This is a genomic window from Streptomyces alboflavus, from assembly GCF_000716675.1.
Taxonomy (GTDB): domain Bacteria; phylum Actinomycetota; class Actinomycetes; order Streptomycetales; family Streptomycetaceae; genus Streptomyces; species Streptomyces alboflavus.
The window spans coordinates 14,056-39,542 of record NZ_JNXT01000060.1 but is presented as its reverse complement, the minus strand read 5'-3'; the positions used below and the strand labels follow the sequence as shown (position 1 = coordinate 39,542).

General features: G+C 72.4%; 18 protein-coding genes. 14 read left to right on the top strand and 4 right to left on the bottom strand.

Annotated elements, in window-relative coordinates; genetic code table 11:
• Positions 1 to 191 precede the first annotated feature (191 nt).
• The 3 genes from OO63_RS33705 (at position 192) to OO63_RS33695 (ending at position 4,112) form a co-directional block, all read left to right on the top strand.
• Positions 192 to 383 (top strand): hypothetical protein, encoded by a 192-nt coding sequence (locus tag OO63_RS33705; RefSeq protein WP_030358974.1) that lies wholly within the window; start codon positions 192 to 194, stop codon positions 381 to 383.
• A 295-nt stretch (positions 384 to 678) separates the two neighbouring features.
• Positions 679 to 3,771: a helix-turn-helix transcriptional regulator gene (locus OO63_RS33700; RefSeq protein ID WP_033264712.1), complete on the top strand. Its 3,093-nt coding sequence runs from the start codon at positions 679 to 681 to the stop codon at positions 3,769 to 3,771.
• A gap of 107 nt (positions 3,772 to 3,878) precedes the next feature.
• Positions 3,879 to 4,112 carry a DUF6191 domain-containing protein gene (locus OO63_RS33695; protein WP_033264711.1) on the top strand — a complete coding sequence of 78 codons (234 nt, stop codon included), beginning with the start codon at positions 3,879 to 3,881 and terminating at the stop codon, positions 4,110 to 4,112.
• Positions 4,113 to 4,318: 206 nt separating this feature from the next.
• On the opposite strand, the gene OO63_RS33690 is transcribed toward OO63_RS33695, so the two are convergent.
• A complete protein-coding gene (locus OO63_RS33690) occupies positions 4,319 to 5,497 on the bottom strand; it encodes a PQQ-dependent sugar dehydrogenase (protein WP_234311198.1) in 1,179 nt (392 codons plus the stop codon).
• A gap of 162 nt (positions 5,498 to 5,659) precedes the next feature.
• Complete coding sequence (locus OO63_RS33685; RefSeq protein ID WP_030358977.1) at positions 5,660 to 6,658, bottom strand: aldo/keto reductase; 999 nt, start codon at positions 6,656 to 6,658, stop codon at positions 5,660 to 5,662.
• A gap of 106 nt (positions 6,659 to 6,764) precedes the next feature.
• Here OO63_RS33685 and OO63_RS33680 point away from each other — a divergent pair, with 106 nt between their 5' ends.
• The 6 genes from OO63_RS33680 (at position 6,765) to serA (ending at position 17,064) form a co-directional block, all read left to right on the top strand.
• On the top strand, positions 6,765 to 7,712 hold the full coding sequence (locus tag OO63_RS33680; RefSeq protein WP_030358978.1) for a 2-hydroxyacid dehydrogenase: 948 nt from the start codon (positions 6,765 to 6,767) through the stop codon (positions 7,710 to 7,712).
• 477 nt (positions 7,713 to 8,189) lie between these two features.
• Positions 8,190 to 11,321 carry a putative bifunctional diguanylate cyclase/phosphodiesterase gene (locus tag OO63_RS33675; RefSeq protein WP_030358979.1) on the top strand — a complete coding sequence of 1,044 codons (3,132 nt, stop codon included), beginning with the start codon at positions 8,190 to 8,192 and terminating at the stop codon, positions 11,319 to 11,321.
• A gap of 253 nt (positions 11,322 to 11,574) precedes the next feature.
• Positions 11,575 to 13,434, top strand: a complete 1,860-nt coding sequence (locus tag OO63_RS33670) for an acetolactate synthase large subunit (RefSeq protein WP_078619528.1) — start codon at positions 11,575 to 11,577, stop codon at positions 13,432 to 13,434.
• Between the two features lie 42 nt (positions 13,435 to 13,476).
• Positions 13,477 to 14,001, top strand: a complete 525-nt coding sequence (gene ilvN, locus OO63_RS33665) for an acetolactate synthase small subunit (protein ID WP_030358981.1) — start codon at positions 13,477 to 13,479, stop codon at positions 13,999 to 14,001.
• Positions 14,002 to 14,130: 129 nt separating this feature from the next.
• Complete coding sequence (ilvC, locus tag OO63_RS33660) at positions 14,131 to 15,129, top strand: ketol-acid reductoisomerase (RefSeq protein WP_030358982.1); 999 nt, start codon at positions 14,131 to 14,133, stop codon at positions 15,127 to 15,129.
• Between the two features lie 330 nt (positions 15,130 to 15,459).
• A complete protein-coding gene (gene serA / locus OO63_RS33655) occupies positions 15,460 to 17,064 on the top strand; it encodes a phosphoglycerate dehydrogenase (protein ID WP_030358983.1) in 1,605 nt (534 codons plus the stop codon).
• A gap of 114 nt (positions 17,065 to 17,178) precedes the next feature.
• Here serA and OO63_RS33650 read toward each other — a convergent pair whose 3' ends face one another.
• Positions 17,179 to 18,783 carry an MFS transporter gene (locus OO63_RS33650; RefSeq protein ID WP_078619527.1) on the bottom strand — a complete coding sequence of 535 codons (1,605 nt, stop codon included), beginning with the start codon at positions 18,781 to 18,783 and terminating at the stop codon, positions 17,179 to 17,181.
• A 122-nt stretch (positions 18,784 to 18,905) separates the two neighbouring features.
• Here OO63_RS33650 and OO63_RS33645 point away from each other — a divergent pair, with 122 nt between their 5' ends.
• The 3 genes from OO63_RS33645 (at position 18,906) to OO63_RS33635 (ending at position 21,371) form a co-directional block, all read left to right on the top strand.
• On the top strand, positions 18,906 to 19,499 hold the full coding sequence (locus OO63_RS33645; protein WP_030358985.1) for a TetR/AcrR family transcriptional regulator: 594 nt from the start codon (positions 18,906 to 18,908) through the stop codon (positions 19,497 to 19,499).
• Positions 19,500 to 19,593: 94 nt separating this feature from the next.
• A complete protein-coding gene (locus OO63_RS33640) occupies positions 19,594 to 20,601 on the top strand; it encodes a GlxA family transcriptional regulator (protein WP_030358986.1) in 1,008 nt (335 codons plus the stop codon).
• Between the two features lie 146 nt (positions 20,602 to 20,747).
• A complete protein-coding gene (locus tag OO63_RS33635) occupies positions 20,748 to 21,371 on the top strand; it encodes an isochorismatase family protein (protein ID WP_030358987.1) in 624 nt (207 codons plus the stop codon).
• Positions 21,372 to 21,386: 15 nt separating this feature from the next.
• Here OO63_RS33635 and OO63_RS33630 read toward each other — a convergent pair whose 3' ends face one another.
• Complete coding sequence (locus OO63_RS33630) at positions 21,387 to 22,694, bottom strand: helix-turn-helix domain-containing protein (RefSeq protein ID WP_397622191.1); 1,308 nt, start codon at positions 22,692 to 22,694, stop codon at positions 21,387 to 21,389.
• Between the two features lie 171 nt (positions 22,695 to 22,865).
• Here OO63_RS33630 and OO63_RS33625 point away from each other — a divergent pair, with 171 nt between their 5' ends.
• The gene (locus OO63_RS33625) at positions 22,866 to 23,792 is read left to right on the top strand and encodes a proline dehydrogenase family protein (RefSeq protein ID WP_030358989.1); all 927 of its coding nucleotides are present in this window, start codon (positions 22,866 to 22,868) and stop codon (positions 23,790 to 23,792) included.
• A 50-nt stretch (positions 23,793 to 23,842) separates the two neighbouring features.
• The gene (pruA, locus tag OO63_RS33620) at positions 23,843 to 25,474 is read left to right on the top strand and encodes an L-glutamate gamma-semialdehyde dehydrogenase (protein WP_030358990.1); all 1,632 of its coding nucleotides are present in this window, start codon (positions 23,843 to 23,845) and stop codon (positions 25,472 to 25,474) included.
• The last annotated feature ends 13 nt before the right edge of the window (positions 25,475 to 25,487 follow it).

Sequence of the window (25,487 nt, the reverse complement as noted above, 5' to 3'; positions counted from 1 at the left end):
CCCCTCCCGCCCCCCTACCTAAGCCCTCACCTGCCCTAAGGACCCCCTCACCCCTGCCCTAAGGCCCCCACCCGCCCCAACATGCGGCACTCTCCCGATGTGCCGCACCCCCCTGGCAGACGAAAGTGGAGTCATCGCCGAGAACGAAGGCGAAACCCACTGAGCACCACCGACAAGCCAGGGAGCACACCGTGTTCGAGTACGAACTCCACCAGCAGCGGACCGCCGAACTCGCCCAGGTCGCCCAGCACGACCGCCTCGTCCGGGAGGCCCGCAAGGCCCGCACCGGACGCCGGGGCCAAGGCGGCAACAAGGCCGAGGGGCGGGTGAGCCCCGGGCGCGTAGCGGAACGGTTCACGGACCGCTTCACCCGCGCCGCGTAAGGGCCAGGGCGTGCACGCCCCGCACCCGGAGCCCGGGGTGAACCCCACCCCGGGCCCATCACCCCGCTCCACGCCCGCCACCCCGACCCGAGTCACATCCCTCACCTCGACCCGATCCACATCCGTCGCCCCGACCCGAGTCACCTCCCTCACCCCGACCCGAGCCACCCCGATCACGCAGAACACCCCGAACGCCCCGAACGCCCCGGCCCGGGCCACCCCGATCACCCCGCCCACGGCCGCCCCGGTTTCGCCCACCGGGAAACGCCCTGCCACGAAGTCGCAGGTCTGTGCGATGCTCACCGCCATGGAGACCAGGTCCGTCAGCCCGGTGTTCGTCGGCCGGACCGACGAACTGGGCGCTCTGCAAGACGCGCTCGCCCGCGCCGCCGACCCGGCGGCGGGCGAGCCACAGGCATTGCTGCTCGCCGGTGAGGCGGGCGTCGGCAAGACCAGGCTCCTGGAGGAGTTCGCGGCCGTGGCCTGCGCGCGCGGCGCGATCGTCGCCGTCGGCGGCTGCGTCGAGATCGGCGCCGACGGGCTCCCCTTCGCCCCCTTCTCCACCGCCCTGCGCACCCTGCGCCGCATGCTGCCCGCCGAGTTCGCCGCGGCGGCCACGGGCCAGGAGGAGGAACTGGCCCGGCTGCTGCCCGAGCTGTGCGACTCGACCCCGCTGCGCGGCGTCGACGGGCGCAACGGCGAGGAGGCCACCGCCCGGCTCTTCGAGCTGACCGCACGCCTCCTCGAAGCCCTCGCCGCCGAGCAGACGGTCGTCCTCGTCCTCGAAGACCTGCACTGGGCCGACGCCTCCACCCGCCACCTCCTGTCGTACCTCTTCCGCACGCTGCGCCGCGGCCGCCTCGTCGTCCTCGCCACCTACCGCGCCGACGACATCCACCGCCGCCACCCGCTGCGCCCCCTGCTCGCCGAACTCGACCGGCTGCGCACGGTCCGCCGCGTCGAGGTGGCCCGCTTCACCCGCGACGAGGTCGGCCGCCAGATGGCCGGGATCCTCGGCGCCGCACCCGCCCCGAAGCTGGTCGACGACATCTTCGCGCGCTCCGACGGCAACGCCTTCTTCGTCGAGGAACTCGCCGTCGCCTCCCACGGCGGCAGCTGCGCCACCCTCACCGAATCGCTGCGCGACCTGCTGCTCGTGCGCGTCGAGGAACTGCCCGAGGACGCCCAGCGGGTGGCGCGGATCGTCGCCGAGGGCGGCTCCACCGTCGAGTACGACCTGCTCGCCGAGGTCAGCGGCCTCGGTGAGGACGACCTGATCGACGCCCTGCGCGCCGCCGTCGGCGCCAACATCCTGATCCCCGCGCCCGACGGCCACGGCTACCGCTTCCGGCACTCCCTGGTCCGCGAGGCCGTCGGCGACGACCTGCTGCCCGGCGAGCGCTCCCGCATCAACCGCCGCTTCGCCACCGCCCTGGAGGCCGACCCCGCGCTCGTCGCCCCCGACCAGCGCGCCACCCGCCTCGCCAGCTACTGGTACTGCGCCCACGACGCCGCCAAGGCCCTGCCCGCCGTCCTCAACGCCTCCGTCGAGGCCCGCCGCAGACACGCCTACGCCGAGCAACTGCGGCTCCTGGAGCGGGCGATGGAACTGTGGGACGCCGTCCCCGACGACGTCCGCGTCCAACTGCGCCCCGTCGACTACACCGAGGTCTACCCGCCCTGCGGCTGCGACCCCGAGACCACCCCGTTGTGCTTTCTGGACCTGATGGCCGAGGCCGCCGTCGCGGGCCGCCTGTGCGGCGAACGCGAACGTGCCCTGAAGATCACCAAGCGGGCCCTGCGGCGCCTCGACGACGAGCCCGACGCGCTGCGCGCCGCCTGGTTCTGGGTGCAGCGCTCCCGGCTCGTGCAGACCCTCGCCCGCGGCGACGGCTGGAAGGAACTCGCCACCGCGCAGGACCTCGTCCGCGGCCTGCCGCCGTCGGTCGTGCACGCCGAGGTGCTCGCCATGGTCGCCGGGTGGTCGATGCTCCACGAGCCGGGCCCCGAGGCCTTCGCCGCCGCCGAACAGGCCGTGGAGTACGCCCGCATGGTCGGCGCCCGCGACATCGAGCTGTCCGCACGCCTCACCCTCGGTGGCCTGATGGTCGACGCGGGCGACGTCGACGCCGGGGTCGCCGAGATGTTCGCGGTGCGCGAGGAGGTCCTCGCCGGCGGCAGCGCCGGACCGATCGGCCGCACCTTCATCAACCTGCCCTCCGTCCTCGAAGGCATCGGCCGCTCCCGCGAGGCCTCCGAACTCCTCGACGAGGGCATCCGCCTCGCCCAGCGCTACGGCCTCCTGGAGTCCGAGCCCTGGATGTGGGTCAACCGGTCCGAGGCCTTCTACGCCCTCGGCCGCTGGACGGAAGCCGTCGACGCGGCCCGCCGCGCGGGCCAGAGCGCCAAGCCGCGCGGCGGCGCCAGCCTGCGCCTGGCCCACCTCGCCCTCGCCCGCGGCGACATCGCCGAGGCCGCCCACCAACTCGCCCAGGCCCGCGAGCACTTCGGCACCCACGACCCGATGCCGCAGAACTCCCTGCCGCTGCACCGCGTCGCCATCGGCGTCGCCGCGGGCGAGGGCCGCCTCCTCGACGCCCGCACCGAACTCGACCGGGCCCTCGCCGAGGGCTTCCCGCCCGGGACCCAGCGCTACGGCTGGCCGCTGCTCCTCGCCGCCGCCACCGCCGAGGCCGACGCCCGGGGCCTGCCCATCGCCGCCCCCGGCCGCGCCGACACCCTCCACCTCATCCGCACCACCGCCAAGTCCCTGCCCACGACCGCCCCGGTCTGGCAGGCGTACGAACTCTGGGTCCGCGCCGAACTCCTGCGCGCCGAAGGCCGCGCCACCCCCGACGACTGGCTGGCCGTCCTCACCGCCGTCGGCCCGCTGGAGCGCCCCTACGACCTCGCCCGGGTCCGGCACCGGCTCGCCGCCGCGCTGCTCACGCCCGGAGCGGGATCCGGAGGTGGGGCCGGGGCCGGTGACGCCGACCGGGACCGCGCCGCCGAACTCCTCCGCCAGGCCGGAGCCGTCGCCGAGCACCTGGGCGCCCGCCCCCTCGCCGAGTGCGTCGACCGGCTCGCCCAGCGCACCCGGCTCTCCCTCACCGGCGCGCCCCCGGCCGGACCCGTGGACCCGGCCGACGCCCTCGGCCTGACCTCCCGCGAACGGGACGTGCTGCGCCTGGTCACCGCCGGCCGCACCAACCGCCAGATCGCCGAGGAGCTGTTCATCTCCCCGAAGACGGCGAGCGTGCACGTCTCCAACATCCTCGGCAAGCTCGGCGTCGCGGGCCGCGGCGAGGCGGCCGCCCTGGCCCACCGTCTTCAGCTCTTCCCCGGCGACGGGCCGCAGTCGGCCGACGCCGCGGTGCGCGCCCCTTAGGGGCACGCCGCTCCCCGCGCCCCGTCCGGGGCGCGGGGCCCGGCTCGTTTCCGGCGGCGTCGCTTACGCTGGGAAGGGCAGGACCACCGTCCGGCCTTGGAGGCGCAGTGTTCAACGTGTTCGAGCAACTCTTCGCCCCGGGGCGCAAGCACACGGACGACGAGAAGAAACGCCTGGAGCTGACGCGGGTCGACGTGGACGACGGCGATCCCGGCCGCGGCCCGATAGACCTGTCCTCCGGCAAGGTGGTGGTGCGGGTGCCGCAGCAGGGTCCCGGGAGCCGCACGGACCACACCGACGACGCCGACCGCGCGGGTCCCGAGGAGGAGCCCGAGGCCTGACGCCCGGCCTTCCCGACGCTCGCCCCGCACCTCACGGACGTCTGACGCCCGGCCCTCTGGCGTCCGCCCCGCACCTCGCCGACGTCTGACGCCCGGCCCTCCGACGTCCGCCCCGCACCTCGCCGACGTCTGACGCCCGGCCCTCCGACGTCCGCCCCTCGCCGATGCCTGCCCCCTCCCTGGTCGGCCGCCGCCTCACCGGTGCCTCACTTCACGCGCACCTCCAGGATCTTGTCGTCCTCCTTCCCCAGCGTCCCCCGGGAGTCCGTCTCACTGGTCACCAGCCACAGCTTGTCGCCGCCCGCCGCGACCACCGTGCGCAACCGTCCGTACTTCTCCGTGAGGAACGCCTCCGTCTTCGGCTCGCCGGCCACACCCCGCACCGGGATCCGCCACAGCCGCTCGCCGCGCAGACCCGCCATCCACACCGAGCCCTTCGCGTAGGCAACGCCGCTCGGCGAGGCCTCGGACGTCTTCCACTGGGCGACGGGCGCGTGGAAGGCGTCGTCGGAGTCGTCCTTGCCCTCGACCTCCGGCCAGCCGTAGTTGTCGCCGGCCTTGATCTCGTTCAGCTCGTCCCAGGTGTCCTGGCCGAACTCCGAGGCCCACAGGCGCTTGTCCTCGTCCCAGTCCAGGCCCTGGACGTTGCGGTGGCCGAGCGAATACACGGGGGAGTCGGCGAAGGGGTTGCCCGGGGCCGGGTCGCCGTCCGGGGTCAGGCGCAGGATCTTGCCGCCGAGGGACTTCTTGTCCTGCGCCAGATCCGTCTCGCCGGTCTCGCCCGTGCCCGCGTACAACATCTTGTCCGGGCCGAAGGCGATCCGGCCGCCGTTGTGGATCACGCCCTTCGGGATGTCCTTGAACACCGTGTCGGGGGCGCCCAGTTGCTGGCCGGAGGGCTTCTTCTCGTCGTACAGCATGCGGGCGATGCGGTTGTCGGACTCCGTGGTGAAGTACGCGTACACCTGGTGGTCCGATGCGTACGTCGGGGAGAGGGCGAGGCCCATCAGGCCGCCCTCGCCCGCGGCGGCGACCCCGGGGACCGAGCCGACCTCGGTCTTCTTCCCGCTCTCGCCGTCGATCCGGGTGATCGTGCCCTCGTCGCGCGAGGACACCAGGAGGTCGCCGTCCGGCAGCGGGGCCAGGCCCCAGGGGGACTTCAGGCCCGTGGCGAGGGTCTTGGTGACCTCGGCCGCGCCCTTCTCGGGCGGCGCGTCGGCGGCGTCGCCCGACGGCGACGCGCCCGGGTCGGCGGAGCCGGACTCCGCGCTCTTGTCGCCGGAAGGGCCGTCGTCGTCCGACGAGCACCCGGTCGCCAGGAGAAGCGCGGCGGCGGCAAGCACGGCCGTCGCGGCGGCACGACGGGGGTGGTGAGCACTCAGCACGGTCAGGATCCCTTCGACGCGGAGCTTCTACTGTTCATACACCGCAGCCGCCCCGCAGGTTCCCATCCACCGCGCGCCATTTCCGGGCGTCGGTCCCACGACCGCACGACCCCGTCAGTACCGGACGCCGTCAGTCCCGGACCCCGTCAGCCCCAGACCCCGTCAGTCCCACGACCCCTGCGCCGGAGGCAGTGCCGCAAGCTCCGCCAGGTCCGCGGGCGTGAGCTGCACCTGCGCGGCCCCGGCGTTCTCCCGCGCCCACCGCTCCCGCTTGGCGCCGGGCACCGGCACCACCTGCGGTCCCTGCGCGAGCACCCACGCGAGGGCCACCTGCGCGGGCGTCGCGCCGTGCCGTTCGGCGACCCGGCGCAGGCCCACCACCAGCGGCTGGTTGGCCGCCATCATCTCGGCGGTGAACCGGGGATGCCGGGCCCGCAGGTCGTCCGGCTCGAAGCCCTGCCCCGGCGTCAGCGTGCCGGTGAGGAAGCCGTTGCCCAGCGGCATCGCCGCGAGCAGCCCCACACCCCGCGCGGCGCACCACGGCAGCAGCGCCACCAGTGCCTCCGGCGACCACACCGAGAGCTCGGCCTGCACCGCCGCCACCGGGAAGACCTGCTGGACGCGCTCCAACTGCCGGATCGTGGCGTCGTGGAGACCCGTGCGGGCCCCCGCGCGACGGCCGGCCCGCGCGCCCACCGCACACAGCCCGAGCGCGCGCACCTTCCCGGCCGACACCAGCTCGGCCATGGCGCCCCAGGTCTCCTCGACGGGCACCTCGGGGTCGGCGCGGTGCAGCTGGTACAGGTCGATGGTGTCCGTCTGCAGCCGCCGCAGCGACGCGTCGCAGGCGCGCTTCACATAGCCGGGGCGGCCGTTGGCGACGATGTGCTGCTCGCCGACGAGCAGCCCGCACTTCGTGGACACGAAGGCCTCCGCGCGCCGCTCCTTCAGCACCCGGCCGATCAGCAGCTCATTGGTGAAAGGACCGTACATGTCGGCGGTGTCGAGGAGCGTCGAACCCTCGTCGAGCGCCGCGTGCACGGTCCGCATCGAGGCGTCACCGCGCTGTCGGGAGCCGGTGTAGGCCCAGCTCATCGGCATGCAGCCGAGTCCGACGGCGCCCACCGCGAGCGCCCCCGCGCCGATCGTCCTGCGCTCCACCTGGCCGTACCCTCCCCTGTCCGGTGATCTTCGTCCGGGCGGCCCCCAACGTAACCTCTGCGCCCGCGCACGCCGCGTGCGGCCTGTGCGCATTAGCCTCCTGGACATGACGACCGACGTATGGCTGCCCGTGGCGGCGTCCGAGATCGAGGGCCTGCCCGCCCCTCACGACGAGGGCTTCACCTACCGATTCTGGGACGGCGGCGACTATCCCGCCGACCCCGCCGACTGCGTCTTCTACGGGGTCCCCTACATGATCGACCCCGCGGTCTGCGCGCGCCCGCTGTCCGAGATGACGTCCCTGCGCGTCGTCCAGACCCTGACCGCGGGCGTCGACCACGTGCTGCCCGCCGTCGAACGGCTCGCTCCGGGTGTTCAGTTGTGCAACGCGCGCGGGGTCCACGAAGCCAGCACCGCCGAGCTCGCCCTGACGCTGACCCTCGCCTCCCTGCGGGGCATTCCGCGTTTTGTGGAGGGACAGCGGGTACAGGAGTGGCGACAGGGGTTCAACCCGGCCCTCGCCGACAAGTCCGTCCTCATCGTGGGCTACGGAGCGATCGGTTCGGCGATCGAGGACCGGCTCACGGGCTTTGAGTGTGCGCGGGTGGCGCGCGTTGCGCGCTCCGAGCGTGCCACGGAGCGCGGTCCCGTGCTTCCGCTCTCCGAACTGCCCCGACTGCTGCCCGAAGCCGATGTCGTGATCCTTTCCACGCCGCTCACGGACTCCACGCGCGGAATGGTGAACGCCGATTTCCTCTCGCACATGAAGGACGGCGCGCTCCTGGTGAACGTCGCCCGCGGCTCCGTTGTCGACACCAAGGCGCTCCTGGCCGAGCTGGAGAGCGGCCGCCTCACCGCGGCCCTGGACGTCACCGACCCGGAGCCGCTGCCCCCCGGTCACCCCTTGTGGCAGGCCCCCGGCGTGCTCATCAGCCCGCACGTGGGCGGCCCGACGTCCGCCTTCCTGCCCCGCGCCAAGCGCCTCCTTTCCGGCCAGTTGAACCGGTACGCGGCCGGGGAGCCGCTCGCCAACGTCGTCCTGACGACCGCGTAGCCGAGGGGCGCGGAAGCGGTAGGGAACGTTCCGTGCACGCTCCGCACCCGCCCGCGTGCGCCGCGTGTCCGCATTGACGCTGGCAGTCACGGAGAGTAGAGCAACCCTGTCCCTGAGTGACGAGACTGGTGTATCGTCCCGACTGGGGATGCGCCGTGAACCGTTCGGCGCCGGGGACGTGGCAACAGGACTGCGAGGGGGGCGACGGGCGATGTACGGCCTATGGGCGAACGATCCGACGCGGCGGGACCACCGCCGACGACTCTCGCGCACACCGATCCGCAGACGCCGGGACGCCACCCGGCGTCACCGACCGCTGTGCCGCTCCGGCGGCCCGTGCCCGGCCTGCGGCCACCCGCGGCCGGCGCGCACCCGCCCGCCCCGCACGAGCCCGCCCTGCCGCGGCCCCGCACCTGGCCCGGTCCGTGGACGTGGCGCCCCAGGCCGGGGCGCCGCCGCGAGGAGCGGGGCGGACCGGTGAGCGGGCAGTCGGCTTCCGTGACCGTCCTGGAGGGCCGGATCGGGCCACCCGTGCCGCCGCCGGGAGCGCCGCTCACCCGGCGCCCGGCCTCCGGCTCCGGACTGCTCTCGCAGGTCGTCCTGCTGCTGGTCTGCGGGGGATACGCGACCGGGTCCGCGCTCGGCTGGGGCTCCGACCGCCTCGCGCTCATCATGGGGGACTTCGGGCTCAGCGCGGCCGCCGCCGTCGCCGCCGTCTCCTGCTTCCGGTACTCCCGCACCCGCCGCAGCCGCTTTCGACCCGCCTGGCTGCTGTTCGCGCTCTCCTCGGCGATGGCGGCCTGCGGCAACGGCGTCTGGGGATGGTACGAGGTCGTCCTCGAGCGCCCCGTGCCCAGCCCGGGCTACGCGGACCTGTTCTTCCTGTGCTTCGCGCCCCCCGCCATCATCGGGCTCCTCGTGCTCGCCAAGCGGCCGGTCACGAAGGCCGGTTGGGTGTGCCTCGCGCTCGACGCCTGGCTCATCGGCGGCTCCCTGCTCACGCTCTCCTGGAGCCTCGCCCTCGCGCACAACGCGCAGTTCGAGGGCCCCAGCGTCGCGCACGCCGCGCTGTCGCTCGCGTATCCGCTCCTGGACATCGCGCTCGTCAGCATGGTCCTCGCGCTGCACTTCAGACGATCCTCGGCGAACCGCACCGCCGTGAACACCGCCATCGGCGCCCTCGCGCTCACGGTGATGTGCGACGCCCTGTTCACCTCGCCGATGCTGCACGCCAGTTACCGCTCGGGCCAGCTGCTCGACGCCGGCTGGTTCGCCGGTTCGCTCCTGCTCGCCTACGCACCCTGGGCGGCCTCCGGGCACGGCCGCGGCCACTTCGGGACCGCCCGCGCCGGCGAGAGCCCGGTGCGCGCGGCGTACCGGGCGTACAGCAGGACCCGCTGCCCCGACGGCCGCGGCCTCCGCGCGCACGACGAGCGCTACGACCGCGAGGACCGTCCCGGCGAGCGCCCCGACGGCCGCGGGCGGTACGCCACCACCCGCCCCATCGCCGGATCGCTCGCCGCCCTCACGCCCTACCTGGCCGCGGCCGTCTGCACCCTGGGGATCCTCTACAACGTCCTCAACGGCCGCAGCGTCGACGAGGTCGTGCTGTTCACCGCGGGCACGGTCGTCCTCGCACTCGTCGTGCGCCAGGGCATCATGCTGCTCGACAACATCACGCTCACCCAGGAACTGGCCCAGAAGGAGAACCACTTCAGGTCCCTGGTCCAGGGGTCGAGCGACGTCATCATGATCGCCGCGCCCAGCGGCATCCTGCGCTACGTCAGCCCGGCCGCCGCCGGGGTCTACGGCCGCGACGCCGACGACCTCGTGGGCTCCGAACTGGCCACGCTCATCCACCCCGAGGACCTCGGCCGCGTCGTCCACGAAGTGCGCCGCTTCCTCGCCGCCAACCCCGTGGAGGAACCCACCACCCGCATCGAATGCCGCTTCAAGTCCGGCTGCGGCGACTGGCTCAACGTCGAGTCCACCGTCAACCGCCACCACGGCGGCCTCATCTTCAACAGCCGCGACGTCACCGAACGGGTGCGCCTCCAGGCGCAGTTGCAGCACAACGCCGAGCACGATCCACTCACCGACCTGCCCAACCGGGCACTCTTCACCCGCCGAGTCGCCTCCGCGCTCGGCGGTCGCAGAGTCACCGACCGGGGCACCGCAGTCCTCTTCATCGACCTCGACGGATTCAAGGCCGTCAACGACACCATCGGGCACCAGGCGGGCGACGCCCTGCTCGTGCAGGCCGCCCAGCGGCTCCAGGAGGCCGTCCGCGCCTCGGACACCGCGTCCCGGCTCGGCGGGGACGAGTTCGCCGCCCTCATCGTCGGCGACGGAACCCGCGACCAGGCCGCCCGCGAGCGGCACATCTTCGAGCTGGCCGACCGCCTCAGAATCCGCCTCTCCCAGCCCTACGACATCGACGGCAACGACGTCCGGGTCGCCGCGTCCATCGGCGTGGCCTTCGCCGAACCGGGCGTGGGCGCGGGCGAGTTGCTGCGCAACGCCGACCTCGCGATGTACCGCGCGAAGGCGGCGGGCAAGGGCCGCGTCGAACTGTACGCACCCCAGATGCAGGCCGACGTCGCCCGCAAGGCCGAGCTGGCCACACGGCTGCGCAGCGCCCTGCACGACGGCGAGTTCGTGCTCCTGCACCAGCCCGTGGTGTCCCTGGAGACCGGCCGGGTCACCTCTGTGGCGGCCCAGGCGCGCTGGCGCTCGGCCCAGGGCATCCTCTTCACGCCCGCCGAGTTCCTGCGCACCGCCGACGGCGACGACCGCGCCGCCGAGCTGGGCCGCTGGCTCCTGGAGGAAGCCGTCGAGCAGGCCGCCGAGCGCGGCAGGACGGGCCACGCGGTGCCCGTCTGCGTGCGGGTCGGCGCCCGCCGCCTGGTGGACCGCTCCATGCCGCTCGGCTCCATCGAGGCGCTGCTCACCCGGCACGGCCTGCCCTCCGGCGGACTCGTCATCGAGCTGGCCGACAGCGACCCGCGGGTGTCCGTGGACGACCTGGAGCGCCGTCTTGCGTCCCTGCGCCGCCTCGGCGTGCGCATCGCCCTCGACGGCTTCGGCAGCGGCAGCGCGGCGATCACGGCACTGCGCCGGCTCCCCGTCGACGTACTGAAACTGGACCGTGGTCTGGTCGAGGGCGTCGTGGAGTCCGCGCGGCTGCACAAGATCACCTCGGGCCTCCTCCGGATCGCGGGCGACCTCGGCCTGTGCTCCGTCGCCGAGGGCGTCGACCTGCCCGAACAGGTCATCGCCCTGCGCGCGATGGGCTGCACGCACGGGTACGGCATGGCGTTCTCGGGCCCGCTCGACGAATACCGGCTGCGCCGGGCGCTCACGGTGGGGGAGTACCCCGTGCCGCACGGCGCCGTGGAGCCCGTGTGTGTGGGCGGCGGCCCCGCTTCCGAGCCCGCTGTCTACGGAGAGGGCGCGCCCGCCTTCAAGGCCGCCTCGGCGGCGTACGGCGAATCGCCGACGCCCTTCGGCGGTCCCACCACACCCTTCGGCGCGGCGGGGGCGGCTCTCGCAGCCGGATCTCCCTCCTACGGTCGCTCACATAATGAGACGCCCATCCCACCTACTTGACAGGTGTGGCGCGCCAGGGGGAGGGTCAGAGCCATGCGCACCCGAATTCTCGTACTTGGAAAGCGCGTCGGCTGAAGCTGGGACGCACCGGTCCGGACACCGGAGACACCCAGCGACCGCACCCGGCGCGCTCCCCTCGCTTGCCTCACGGCACGAGGGGTTTTTTGTTGCACTGGCACCTGCCAAACCCTGGCAAAAACCCCGCGCCACCCCCGCAGAATCCTCAGCAAAGACCCTCAGCTTCGAGAAGAGAATGCCGATGACCGAGCAGGCCACCGGGGCCCACCATCCGCAGCCCCGGCCCCGATCCTCAGGACCGCAGTCCGTCGCCGTCGAGCACGTCACGGGCGCGCAGTCGCTGATCCGCGCTCTCGAGGAAGTCGGGGCCGACACGGTATTCGGCATTCCCGGAGGAGCCATCCTCCCCGCGTACGACCCGATGATGGACTCCACCCGGGTGCGCCACATCCTGGTCCGCCACGAGCAGGGCGCGGGCCACGCGGCCACCGGGTACGCGCAGGCCACCGGCAAGGTCGGCGTCTGCATGGCGACCTCGGGGCCCGGCGCCACCAACCTGGTCACGCCCATCGCGGACGCCCACATGGACTCCGTCCCGCTGGTCGCGATCACCGGCCAGGTGGCGTCCAAGGCGATCGGCACGGACGCCTTCCAGGAGGCGGACATCGTCGGCATCACGATGCCGATCACCAAGCACAACTTCCTGGTCACCAAGGCCGAGGACATCCCGCGCACCATCGCGGAGGCCTTCCACATCGCCTCCACAGGACGCCCGGGCCCGGTCCTCGTCGACATCGCCAAGGACGCCCTGCAGGCGCGCACCACGTTCTCCTGGCCGCCCCAGCAGGAGCTGCCCGGCTACCGCCCGGTGACCAAGCCGCACGCCAAGCAGATCCGCGAGGCCGCGAAGCTCATCACCGCCGCCAAGCGCCCCGTCCTGTACGTCGGCGGCGGCGTCATCAAGGCCGGCGCCACCGCCGAGCTGAAGGTCCTCGCCGAACTCACCGGAGCGCCCGTCACCACCACCCTGATGGCGCTCGGCGCGTTCCCCGACAGCCACCCGCTGCACGTGGGAATGCCGGGCATGCACGGTGCGGTCACCGCCGTCACCGCGCTGCAGAAGGCCGACCTGATCGTCGCCCTCGGAGCCCGCTTCGACGACCGCGTCACCGGCAAGCTGGACAGCTTCGCCCCGTACGCCAAGGTCGTGCACGCCGACATCGACCCCGCCGAGATCGGCAAGAACCGCACCGCCGACGTCCCGATCGTCGGCGACGCCCGCGAGGTCATCGCCGACCTGGTGCAGGCCATCCAGGCCGAGCACACGGCAGGACACACCGGTGACTACGCCGCCTGGTGGGCCGACCTGAACCGCTGGCGCGAGACGTACCCGCTGGGCTACGACCACCCGGACAACGGGCAGCTCTCGCCGCAGCAGGTCATCGAGCGCATCGGCCAGCTGGCGCCGGAGGGCACGATCTTCGCCGCGGGCGTCGGCCAGCACCAGATGTGGGCGGCGCACTTCATCCAGTACGAGCAGCCCGCGACCTGGCTCAACTCCGGCGGCGCCGGAACCATGGGCTACGCGGTGCCGGCCGCGATGGGTGCGAAGGCCGGACAGCCCGACCGTACGGTCTGGGCGATCGACGGCGACGGCTGCTTCCAGATGACCAACCAGGAACTGACCACCTGCGCCCTGAACAACATCCCGGTCAAGGTCGCCATCATCAACAACGGCGCGCTCGGCATGGTCCGCCAGTGGCAGACGCTGTTCTACAACCAGCGCTACTCCAACACCGTGCTGCACAGCGGCCCGGAGGCGGACGGCAAGCAGCCGAGCGCGGGCACCCGGGTCCCGGACTTCGTCAAGCTGTCCGAGGCGATGGGCTGCCACGCGATCCGCTGCGAGGACCCGGCCGACCTGGACAAGGTCATCGAAGAGGCCAACGCCATCAACGACCGCCCCGTCGTGATCGACTTCATCGTCCACGAGGACGCCCAGGTGTGGCCGATGGTCGCCGCAGGCACCTCCAACGACGAGGTCATGGCCGCCCGGGGCGTCCGCCCCGACTTCGGCGACAACGAAGACGACTGAGAGCAGCAGGAACCAGGAAGAGGAATGACCGCCATGACCCCCATGTCGAAGCACACGCTCTCGGTCCTCGTCGAGAACACCCCCGGCATCCTGGCCAGGATCGCCGCCCTCTTCTCCCGCCGCGGCTTCAACATCGACTCCCTCGCCGTCGGCGTCACCGAGCACCCCGACATCTCCCGCATCACCATCGTCGTGAATGTCGAGGAACTCCCGCTCGAACAGGTCACCAAGCAGCTCAACAAGCTGGTCAACGTCCTGAAGATCGTCGAACTCGAGCCGGGTGCGGCCGTGCAGCGCGAGCTGGTCCTCGCCAAGGTGCGCGCCGACAACGAGACCCGCTCCCAGATCGTCGAGATCGTCCAGCTGTTCCGCGCCAAGACCGTGGACGTCTCCCCGGAGGCGGTCACCATCGAGGCCACCGGCAGCAGCGACAAGCTGGAGGCCATGCTCAAGATGCTGGAACCCTTCGGCATCAAGGAGCTGGTCCAGTCCGGCACGATCGCGATCGGCCGCGGCTCGCGCTCCATCACCGACCGCAGCCTGCGCGCCCTCGACCGCTCCGCGTAGTGCCCGCCCCGCGCGCGGACCACCCCCTTCCGCGCGCGGCGCGGGTCCCGGATCGCGAGACCCGACAACTTCCCTCACCCAGCCCGCCGTACGGTGGGACGCAACACCAGCACACATAGGAGATATCCAGTGGCCGAGCTGTTCTACGACGCCGACGCCGACCTGTCCATCATCCAGGGCCGCAAGGTCGCGGTCATCGGTTACGGCAGCCAGGGTCACGCCCACGCCCTCTCGCTGCGCGACTCCGGTGTGGACGTGCGGGTCGGCCTCCACGAGGGCTCCAAGTCCAAGGCGAAGGCCGAGGAGCAGGGCCTGCGCGTGGTCACGCCGGCCGAGGCGTCCAAGGAGGCCGACGTCATCATGGTCCTGGTCCCGGACCCGATCCAGGCCCAGGTCTACGAGGAGTCCATCAAGGACAACCTCAAGGAGGGCGACGCGCTCTTCTTCGGCCACGGCCTGAACATCCGCTTCGGCTTCATCAAGGCCCCCGAGGGCGTCGACGTCTGCATGGTCGCCCCCAAGGGCCCGGGCCACCTGGTGCGCCGCCAGTACGAGGAGGGCCGCGGCGTCCCGTGCATCGCGGCGGTCGAGCAGGACGCCACCGGCAAGGGCTTCGACCTGGCCCTGTCGTACGCCAAGGGCATCGGCGGCACCCGCGCGGGCGTCATCAAGACGACCTTCACCGAGGAGACCGAGACCGACCTCTTCGGCGAGCAGGCCGTCCTCTGCGGTGGTACGGCCGCGCTGGTCAAGGCCGGTTTCGAGACCCTCGTCGAGGCGGGCTACCAGCCGGAGATCGCCTACTTCGAGTGCCTGCACGAGCTGAAGCTCATCGTCGACCTGATGTACGAGGGCGGCCTGGAGAAGATGCGCTGGTCGGTCTCCGAGACCGCCGAGTGGGGCGACTACGTCACCGGCCCCCGCATCATCACCGACGCCACCAAGGCCGAGATGAAGAAGGTCCTCGCCGAGATCCAGGACGGCACGTTCGCCAAGAACTGGATGGACGAGTACCACGGCGGTCTGAAGAAGTACAACGAGTACAAGACGCAGGACTCGGAGCACCTCCTGGAGACCACCGGCAAGGAGCTGCGCAAGCTCATGTCTTGGGTCAACGACAACGAGTAGGGCTACGTCGACGGGGGTCGGGGCCGATTGCCCCGGCCCCCTCGGCCGTAGCACCGCCTCGGGGCTCTGCCCCGGACCCCGCTCCTCAATCTCCCCCAAGCTCTTAAGGAGCAGGGGGGACCCCCATGAGGGGCTGATTCTGTTGTCCGTCGCGGCCAGCCACGTCCGGGTGATCCTTCCAGTGAGGCGTATAAGGCACCCGGACGCGCCACTACACTGCAAACCACATTCGCGTCAGGCCCACAGCGTCGTGCGTCTTCCACGCGGTAGCCACCTCCACCGCCTGCGGCCGCCGGGACGGCCGTCTGCATTGGACTAGTGAGGACTCACGTGAGCACTGCTGCCACCGGCAAACCGGTCGTACTCATCGCTGAAGAGCTGTCGCCCGCGACTGTCGACGCGCTGGGCCCGGACTTCGAGATCCGGCACTGCAACGGCGCGGACCGCGCCGAACTGCTGCCCGCCATCGCCGACGTCGACGCCGTCCTGGTCCGCTCCGCGACCAAGGTCGACGCCGAGGCCATCGCCGCCGCCCCCAAGCTGAAGGTCGTCGCCCGCGCGGGCGTGGGCCTCGACAACGTCGACGTCTCCGCCGCCACGAAGGCGGGCGTCATGGTGGTGAACGCGCCCACCTCGAACATCGTCACCGCCGCCGAGCTGGCCTGCGGTCTGCTCGTCGCCACCGCGCGTAACATCCCGCAGGCCAACACCGCCCTGAAGAACGGCGAGTGGAAGCGCTCCAAGTACACCGGCGTGGAGCTGGCCGAGAAGACGCTCGGCGTCGTCGGCCTCGGCCGCATCGGCGCGCTCGTCGCCCAGCGCATGAGCGCCTTCGGCATGAAGGTCGTCGCCTACGACCCGTACGTGCAGCCCGCGCGCGCCGCCCAGATGGGCGTGAAGGTCCTCTCCCTCGACGAGCTCCTCGAAGTCTCCGACTTCATCACCGTGCACCTGCCGAAGACCCCCGAGACCCTCGGCCTCATCGGCGACGACGCGCTGCACAAGGTCAAGCCGTCCGTGCGCATCGTCAACGCCGCGCGCGGCGGCATCGTCGACGAGGAGGCGCTGTACTCCGCCCTCAAGGAGGGCCGCGTCGCGGGCGCCGGACTCGACGTGTACGCCAAGGAGCCGTGCACCGACTCCCCGCTCTTCGAGCTCGACCAGGTCGTCTGCACCCCGCACCTCGGCGCGTCCACCGACGAGGCCCAGGAGAAGGCGGGCATCTCCGTCGCCAAGTCCGTCCGGCTCGCCCTCGCCGGTGAGCTGGTGCCGGACGCCGTGAACGTCCAGGGCGGCGTCATCGCCGAGGACGTGCGCCCCGGGCTGCCCCTCGCCGAGAAGCTCGGCCGGATCTTCACCGCCCTCGCGGGCGAGGTCGCCGCGCGGCTCGACGTCGAGGTGTACGGCGAGATCACCCAGCACGACGTCAAGGTGCTCGAACTCTCCGCCCTCAAGGGCGTGTTCGAGGACGTCGTCGACGAGACCGTGTCGTACGTCAACGCCCCCCTCTTCGCCCAGGAGCGCGGTGTCGAGGTGCGCCTCACGACCTCCTCCGAGTCGCCCGACCACCGCAACGTCGTCACCGTGCGGGGCACCCTCGGCGACGGCGAGGAGATCGCCGTGTCCGGCACGCTCGCCGGGCCCAAGCACCACCAGAAGATCGTGGCCGTCGGCGACTACGACGTCGATCTCGCGCTCGCCGACCACATGGTCGTCCTTCGCTACGCCGACCGGCCCGGTGTCGTCGGCACCGTCGGGCGTGTCCTCGGCGAGGCCGGGATCAACATCGCCGGGATGCAGGTCGCTCGCGCTGACGTCGGGGGCGAGGCGCTCGCCGTCCTCACCGTCGACGACACGGTGCCGCAGCCGGTCCTCGCGGAGCTGGCGGAGGAGACCGGGGCGACCTCGGCCCGGTCGGTGAACCTGGCGGACTAGGGCTCCGACCGGGGGTGGGTGTCCCGTGCGGGTGGGACAGCCTCCCCCGAATCGGCGCTCCGCGCCTCGTCCTCAATCGCCGGACGGGCTAAAACGGTGCCGCAGCGGCGCTGTCTATAGCCCCTCCGGCGTTTGAGGAGCGGGGTCTGGGGCGGAGCCCCAGGATCGGGAAGGGGCGGGCTTGGGGAAGGCTCCGCGCAGCGCCCCCGCCGCCACCCCCGCCGCAGTGAGCAGCACCCCCGCCCCCACCAGCGCAGCGACATGCATGCCGCTGGTGAACGCCGAACGCGCCGCCGCGGTGAGGGCGTCGGCCGCCGGTGACGGCAGATGACCGGCGGCGGCCAGCGCGCCGCCGAGGGTCTCGCGGGCCTCCGTCGGCGCCCCCGACGGCATCTCGTGCCGGTACACGCCGGTGCCGACCGACCCGAGGACGGCCATCCCGAGCGCCCCGCCGAACTCCTGCCCGGTCTCCATGAGCGACGCCGCCGCCCCGGCCTTCTCGGCGGGCGCGGACCCGAGGGCCAGGTCGGTCAGTCGGGAGCCGACGACGACCGTGCCGCAGGCGAGCACGCCCGCCCCGGCGAGCACCGTCCACAGCGCGTCGGTGTCCGCGAGGAACAGCAGCCCGTACCCGCACGCGGCGACGCCGAAGCCGCCCGCGACCACGTACGCCCGGTCCACGCCCCGCCGCACCAGCGCCGTCGCGACCGGCGCCCCGCAGCCGATGAGGACCGAGGGGAGCAGCGCCCACAGGGCCGCCTCCAGCGCGCTCTTGCCGAGCACGGACTGCAGGTACTGCGTCGTGAAGTACGCCGAACCCATCACCGCGAACGACGAGACGAGGTTGAGGGCGACGGCGGGGCCGAAGCCGCGTGCCCGGCGGAACAGGGCGGGGGAGATCAGCGGTGACGTGGCCGTGCGCTGGCGGTGCACGAAGAGGAGGGCGAAGACGAGGCCCACGGCGATCGACACGACGTACTGCGGACGCGGGCCCTCGGAGGGGATCTCCTTGAGGCCGTAGACGACGGGGAGCACCGCCGCCAGGGAGAGGGGCACGCTCAGGACGTCGAAGCGGCCCGGGCGCGGGTCCCTTGACTCCGGGATGAGGACCGGCGCGAGCGCCAGGAGCAGCGCCATCGCGGGCAGGTTCACCAGGAACACCGAGCCCCACCAGAAGAACTCGACGAGCAGCCCGCTGAGCACCGAGCCGAGCGCGACACCCGCGACCAGGACTCCGGACCAGATGCCGATCGCCGTCGCGCGCTGACCGGGATCGCGGAACAGGGTGCGGACCAGGGCCAGCGTGGACGGCATCAGCGTGGCACCGCCGATGCCGAGGACGGCGCGGGCGGCGATGAGGAGTTCGGGGCTGCTCGCGTACGCGGCGGTCAGGGAGGCCGCGCCGAACGCGGCGGCGCCGCACAGGAGCAGCTTGCGGCGGCCCACGCGGTCGCCGAGCGAGCCCATGGTCATGAGCAGCCCGGCCAGCACGAAGGCGTAGATGTCGAAGATCCACAGCTGCTGGGTGCCGGTGGGCTCCAGGTCGGCGTTGATCGCGGGGACCGCGAAGTACAGGACCGAGACGTCCATCGAGACGAGCAGCAGCGGAAGCATCAGGACGGCGAGCGCCGTCCACTCCTTGCGGCCCGCGCGGGCGGGGACGGGCGTGGTGGTCACGGGCTGCGGCGGCTGCGGGGCCGGGGGTGGGTTCGTAGGCATGAGCGGGACTGTACGAGCGTATAAAACAACTGTCTAGTACGAGCGTATGGGACGTGCGTGTAGGACGGGCGTGTGGGACGATCGTGTGGGACAGGTGTCTGGATCGTGGGTAGGGTTGGCGCATGGGACACCGTGAGGATCTGCTGGAAGGCGCCAAGCGCTGCCTGCTGGAGAAGGGGTTCGTGCGCACCACGGCCCGCGACATCGTCAAGGAGTCGGGGACGAACCTCGCGTCGATCGGCTACCACTACGGCTCCAAGGACGCGCTGCTCGCGCAGGCCTACATCGCGCTCATCGAGTCCATCGGCGACGCCTTCGGCCCGGCGGCCGGGGCCGGCGAGGCGCCCGGCGGGTCCCTGGAGCGGTTCCAGGAGGTGTGGGGGAACGTCATCCGTACGTTCCCTCAGGCGCGCGGGGTGTGGGTGCTCACCATGGAGTTCATCACCCACGGCGACCGGCTGCCCGGCGTGCGCGAACTGGTCGTCAAGGCGCAGAAGGAGGGGCGCGCGGGGTTGGCCGCGCTGATCCTCGGCATCGACGAGGACCGGCTGCCCGACGACGTCCTGGAGGCCGAGGGGCGGCTCTATACGACGCTGCTCAACGGGCTCATGGTGCAGTGGCTCTTCGACCCGGACTCGGCGACGGACGCGGCGCAGCTGACGGAGGGGCTGCGGCGGGTGATGGCGCGGGCGGGGGCGCCCGGCCCGGACTCCTGACGCGCGCGTGTCCGGATTCCTGGCGCACGCGCGTGTCCGGATGTGACAGAAGCCCGTCATTGTGGATGTGCGGGGCGCGGGCGACGATAAGTCCATGCCCCGTTCCCGACGCATCGTCATCGCGGTCTTCCCGGACGTCGACCTGCTCGACGTGACCGGCCCGGCCGAGGTGTTCGCGCTGGCCAACCGCGAGACCGGCGGCCGCGCGGGCTACGACGTGCAGCTTGCGGGGCCGACCGGCGGCGCCGTCACCACGTCGGCGGGGGTGCGGCTCCTCGCCGACCTCTCGTTCGCCGAGGTCGGCGGCGGCGGGGCGCGCGGGGGCGGCGGTGTCATCGACACGCTGCTCGTGCCCGGCGCCGTCGACATGCTTCCCGAAGGCCCGGTCGCCCGGATCGACCAGGACGTCGTGGCGTGGGTGAAGGAGACCGCGCCCGGCGCCCGGCGGGTCGCGTCGGTGTGCGTCGGCGCGCACGTCCTCGCCGCTGCGGGGCTGCTCGACGGGAAGCGGGTGACCACCCACTGGTCCACCGCCGCCCAACTCGCCGCCGAACACCCGGAGGTGACGGTCGACGCCGACCCGATCTTCGTGCGGTCCGGGCGGGTGTGGACCGGGGCGGGCATCAGCGCCTGCATGGATCTGGCGCTCGCCCTGGTCGCCGAGGACCTGGGCGAGGAGGTCGCCCTCACGGTGGCCCGGCAACTGGTGATGTACCTCAAGCGTCAGGGCGGGCAGAGCCAGTTCTCCGTACCGCTGAGCCGGCCGCCCGCGTCCCGGCGGGACATCGAGGAGCTGCGGACGTACATCGCGGAGCACCTCGACGCCGACCTGTCGGCGGGGGCGCTCGCCGGGCGGATGGCCCTCAGCGAACGGCACTTCGCGCGGGTCTTCCGCCAGGAGACCGGCACCGGACCCGCCGCCTACGTCGAGGCCGTCCGGGTGGAGGCGGCCCGCCGCCTCCTCGAAAGCACCGACGAACCCCTGGAACGGGTCGCCGCCGCCAGCGGGTTCGGCTCCGTGGAGACCCTGCACCGGGCGCTGCGCAAGCAGATCGACACGACCCCCGCGGCCTATCGCCGCCGCTTTCGCACCGCGACCTGACCCGCCGCTTCCGCACCACGATCCGGGCCGCCGGATCCGGCACCGCTCTCACCGACCGAACCCGGGCACCGGGGCACTCACGCGAGCCGTGCGGCTTCGCCGTGCCCGCGCGCCCGCCACGTACCCACCTCGAAAGGAACCCCCTCATGACCGCTCCCACGCAGCCCTCCGCCACCCTCCGTCAGGTGATCGGCCTGGAGGCCGAGCTGCCCCGGCTCGGTGACACCACCCTCGTCCTGATCGACTACCAGAACACGTACACCACCGGCGTGATGGAGCTGGAGGGCGCGAGCGAGGCGCTCGCCGCCGGGGCCCGGCTCCTCGCCGCCGCCCGCGCCGCCCGGATCCCCGTGGTCCACATCGTGAACGACGGGGGAGAAGGCACCCCGTACGACATCCGCGCGGAGATCGGCGCCATCTGCGACGAGGTCGCCCCCGTCGACGGGGAGCCCGTCGTGGTCAAGCAGTTCCCGAACTCCTTCCACGACACCCGGCTCCAGGAGGTCCTCGGTGAGCTGGGCGTCGAGGCGGGCGCGGATCTTGTGCTCGCCGGGTTCATGACGCACATGTGCGTCACCTTCACCGCCCAGGGGGCCTTCAACCTCGGCTACCGGCCCACCGTCGTCGCCGAGGCCACCGCCACCCGCACCCTCGCCGACACCGACGGCGCCGCCCTGCCCGCGGCGGCCCTGCACACCGCCGCGCTGGCCACGATCGGCGACCTGTTCGGCCGGGTCGCGCCGACGGTGGACGACCTGGTCAAGGCCTGATCGGCCAGGCGTCCGCTACAGGCGTGACGCCTTGAGGACCATGTGGAGCAGGAGCCGGTCCTCGCCCTCGTCCAGGTCCAGCTTCGTGAGCTGCTCCACGCGCGAGAGGCGGTAGTAGAGGGTCTGGCGGTGGATGCCGAGCTCGGCCGCCGCCCGTCCCGCCTGGCCCGCGCGGTCGAGGAACACCTCGGCCGTGCGGGCCAGTTCGCGATGGGCGGGGGAGAGCAGCTCGCGGGCCGCCGCGTCCCGCGCCGCCTCCGGGGGCAGCGCCGTGAGCAGCCGGTACGGCCCGATGTCCGACCAGCGCGCGAGCGGCGCGAACCGCGGTTCGGCGAGCGCCGCCCGCGCCGCCGCCGTCGCCTCGCCCCAGGCCGCCCCCAGGTCGTCGAGCCCCCGCCGCGCCCCGGCCACCCCGGCCGCCGCGCCCTGCCCCGCCGACTCGGCCAGGCGGGCGGCCGCCGTGAGCGCGGGCGTCAGGGCGTCCGCCGACCGAAGGCGCACCAGGACCGCGAGCGCCTGGCCGAGGACGCCGGGCGCCGTGGTCCACGGCACCGTGCACAGGGCCGCCGCGCCCGGCACCGTCCGCAGCGCGGGCGCGTCGTCCGGGTCGGCGACCGGGTCCGGTGCGGGGGCGGTGCGCGCGGGTCCGCTGCCGGAGTGCCGCCGGGAGCCGGGGGCGTGCCAGGGCGCCACGCACACCAGGGCGTGCGGCCCGTCCGCGCGCGGGCCGAGCGCCGTGTGCAGCGCCGCCACCGTCATGTCCCGCTGCCAGCCGCGCTCCGCCGTCAGGGCCGCCCGGAACTCCCGGGTGAGGTCGGCGCCCGCCCGGACCTCCTCCGCGAGCAGCGCCCCGATCCGCGCGGCCACCTCCATGGCGGCGGTGAGCTGCGCGTCCGTGGGGCCCGGCTCGTCGTCGAGCAGCCAGACGTATCCCAGCGCGAACCCCCGATGGCGTACCGGAAGGCAGACGCGGCCGCGGTGCACGCCCGCCTCCGGGGTGGGCGGGATACGGACCGGTCCTGTGGCGCGGGTGATGCCGAAGCTCTCGAACCAGGCGCGGACCTGGGCGGTGGAGCGGCGGGTGAGGATCGAGCGGGTCCTGACCGGATCGAGGTCGGGGGCGTCGAGGCCGTCGCCGCCGTCGTGCGCGCCGAAGGCGATCAGCTCGAAGTCGCGGTTCTCCAGCGTGGCGGGCGCGCCGAGCAGGGTCGAGATCTCGTCGACCAGTTCCTGGTAGTCGCCCTTCACCCGCCGCCGCCCTTCCCTCGCACTCGTGCCGTACGCAGCCCGTCCCGGGCCCGTCCGGAATCCATTGTCACGCAGTCCCGCCCGCCCCTCATACATATGTCTGAGATCCAGCCCACGGATGCGTGACAGGTGTCGATGGCCCAAGGTCGGACGGATCCATAAGTTTCACGGTGGTTCTCCGTGTCGTACCGGTTTTGTCGCAAAATTGTCGGTACGGCACTCGCTCGTACTCCCGTGGAGGTGCCCGTGCTGGGTCCCGTGATCCTTGCCGCGTCGCGCAGTGACCAGATGCGCCGTTTCGTGTCGGCGGCGCCGGGCACCAAGCAGGTCGTCGACCGCTTCATCGCCGGTGAGACCGTCGACCAGGTGGTCCCGATCGTCGTCGACGCCGCCGACAAGGGCCTTGAGGTCACCCTGGACGTGGTGGGCGAGGACATCACCACGGTGGAGCAGTCCCACGCCGCGCGCGACGCCTACCTGGAGCTGATCGACCGGCTCAAGGACCTCGGTCTCGGCACGAAGGCCGAGATGTCCGTGAAGCTGTCGATGTTCGGCCAGGCGCTGGAGGACGGCCATGACCTGGCCCTCGCCAACGTCCGCCCGGTCGTCGAGGCCGCCGCCGCGATCGGCACCACCGTCACCCTCGACGCCGAGGACCACACCACCCTCGACTCGATGTTCGCCATCCACGAGGAGCTGCGGAAGGACTTCCCGCAGACCGGCTGCGTCATCCAGTCGTACCTGTTCCGCACCGAGGACGACGCCCGCCGCCTGGCCGCGAACGGCAGCCGCGTGCGGATCGTGAAGGGCGCCTACAAGGAGCCCGCCGAGGTCGCGTACCAGGACAAGGCCGAGATCGACAAGGCGTACGTCCGGATCCTGAAGATCCTCATGGAGGGCTCCGGCTACCCCATGATCGGGTCCCACGACCCGCGGCTCATCGCCATCACCCAGGAGCTCGCGCGCCGCGCCGGGCGCAAACTGGATGAGTACGAATTCCAGATGCTCTACGGCATCCGTAGCGACGAGCACCTGCGGCTCGCCGCCGAAGGCCACCGGATGCGCGTGTACACCGCCTACGGCACCGACTGGTACGGCTACTTCATGCGCCGTCTCGCGGAGAAGCCGGCGAACCTGCTGTTCTTCGCCCGTTCGGTCCTCACCAAGGGCTGAGCCCGCCCCCGGCCGCCAGATTTCCCCCGCACAAAGGAGTTACGGAACTCATGGACGCTGTGACCCAGGTCCCCGCCCCGGTCAACGAGCCGGTCCACGGCTACGCCCCCGGCTCCCCGGAGCGCGCCCGGCTCGAGACCAAGCTCAAGGAGCTGTCCGAGAACCCGATCGAGCTGCCGATGACGATCGGCGGCGTCAAGCGCCTCGGCGGCGGCGAGCCCTTCCAGGTCGTGCAGCCGCACAACCACAAGGCCGTCATCGGCACCGGCCGCGGCGCCACCCAGCAGGACGCGCAGGACGCCATCGACGCGGCCCTGGCCGCCGCCCCGGCGTGGCGCGCGATGTCCTTCGACGACCGCGCCGCGATCATCCTGCGCGCCGCCGAGCTGCTGTCCACGACGTGGCGCGAGACGCTGGCCGCCTCCACCATGCTCGGCCAGTCCAAGACCGCCCAGCAGGCCGAGATCGACACGCCCTGTGAGCTCGTCGACTTCTGGCGCTTCAATGTGAAGTACGCCCGTGACCTGCTCGCCGAGCAGCCCCCGGCGAACTCCACGGGCGTCTGGAACCGCCTCGACCACCGCCCGCTCGAGGGCTTCGTCTACGCGATCACGCCGTTCAACTTCACGGCCATCGCGGGCAACCTCCCCACCGCCCCCGCCCTGATGGGCAACGTGGTCGTGTGGAAGCCGTCCCCGACGCAGACGCACGCCGCCGTCCTGCTCATGCAGCTCCTGGAGGAGGCGGGTCTGCCCAAGGGCGTCATCAACCTCGTCACCGGCGACGGCATCGCGGTCTCCGAGGTCGCCCTGCACCACCGCGACCTCGCGGGCATCCACTTCACCGGCTCGACGGCGACCTTCCAGCACCTGTGGAAGACGGTCGGCGAGAACATCGCGAAGTACCGCACCTACCCGCGTCTGGTCGGCGAGACCGGCGGCAAGGACTTCGTCGTCGCCCACCCGAGCGCCGACCGCGCCGTCCTGAAGACCGCGCTGACCCGCGGCTCCTTCGAGTTCCAGGGCCAGAAGTGCTCCGCGTCCTCGCGCGCGTACGTCCCGGCCTCCATCTGGAACTCGGGCTTCAAGGAGGAGTTCGCCGCCGAGGTCGACGCCATCAAGATGGGTGACGTCACCGACCTGTCGAACTTCATCGGCGCCGTCATCGACGAGCGCTCGTTCGCCAAGAACAAGGCCGCGATCGACCGCGCCAAGGCGGACGAGACCTGCACGATCGTCGCCGGTGGTACGTACGACGACTCCGTCGGCTACTTCGTGCGCCCGACCGTCGTCGAGTGCACCGACCCGGCGAACGAGGTCTTCACGACCGAGTACTTCGGCCCGTTCCTCGCCGTCCACGTCTACGAGGACGACAAGTACGAGGAGATGCTGACCCAGATGGAGTCGGCGTCGGACTACGCCCTGACCGGCTCGGTCATCGCGGGCGACCGCGCGGCCGCCGCGTACACGATGGAGAAGCTCCGCTACGCCGCGGGCAACTTCTACATCAACGACAAGTCGACCGGCGCCGTCGTCGGCCAGCAGCCCTTCGGCGGCGGCCGCGCCTCCGGCACCAACGACAAGGCCGGTGCCCCGCAGAACCTGCAGCGCTGGACCCTGACCCGCGCCATCAAGGAGACGCTGGTCCCGCCGACCGACTACTCCTACCCGCACATGGGCTGATCCCCCGACCGGC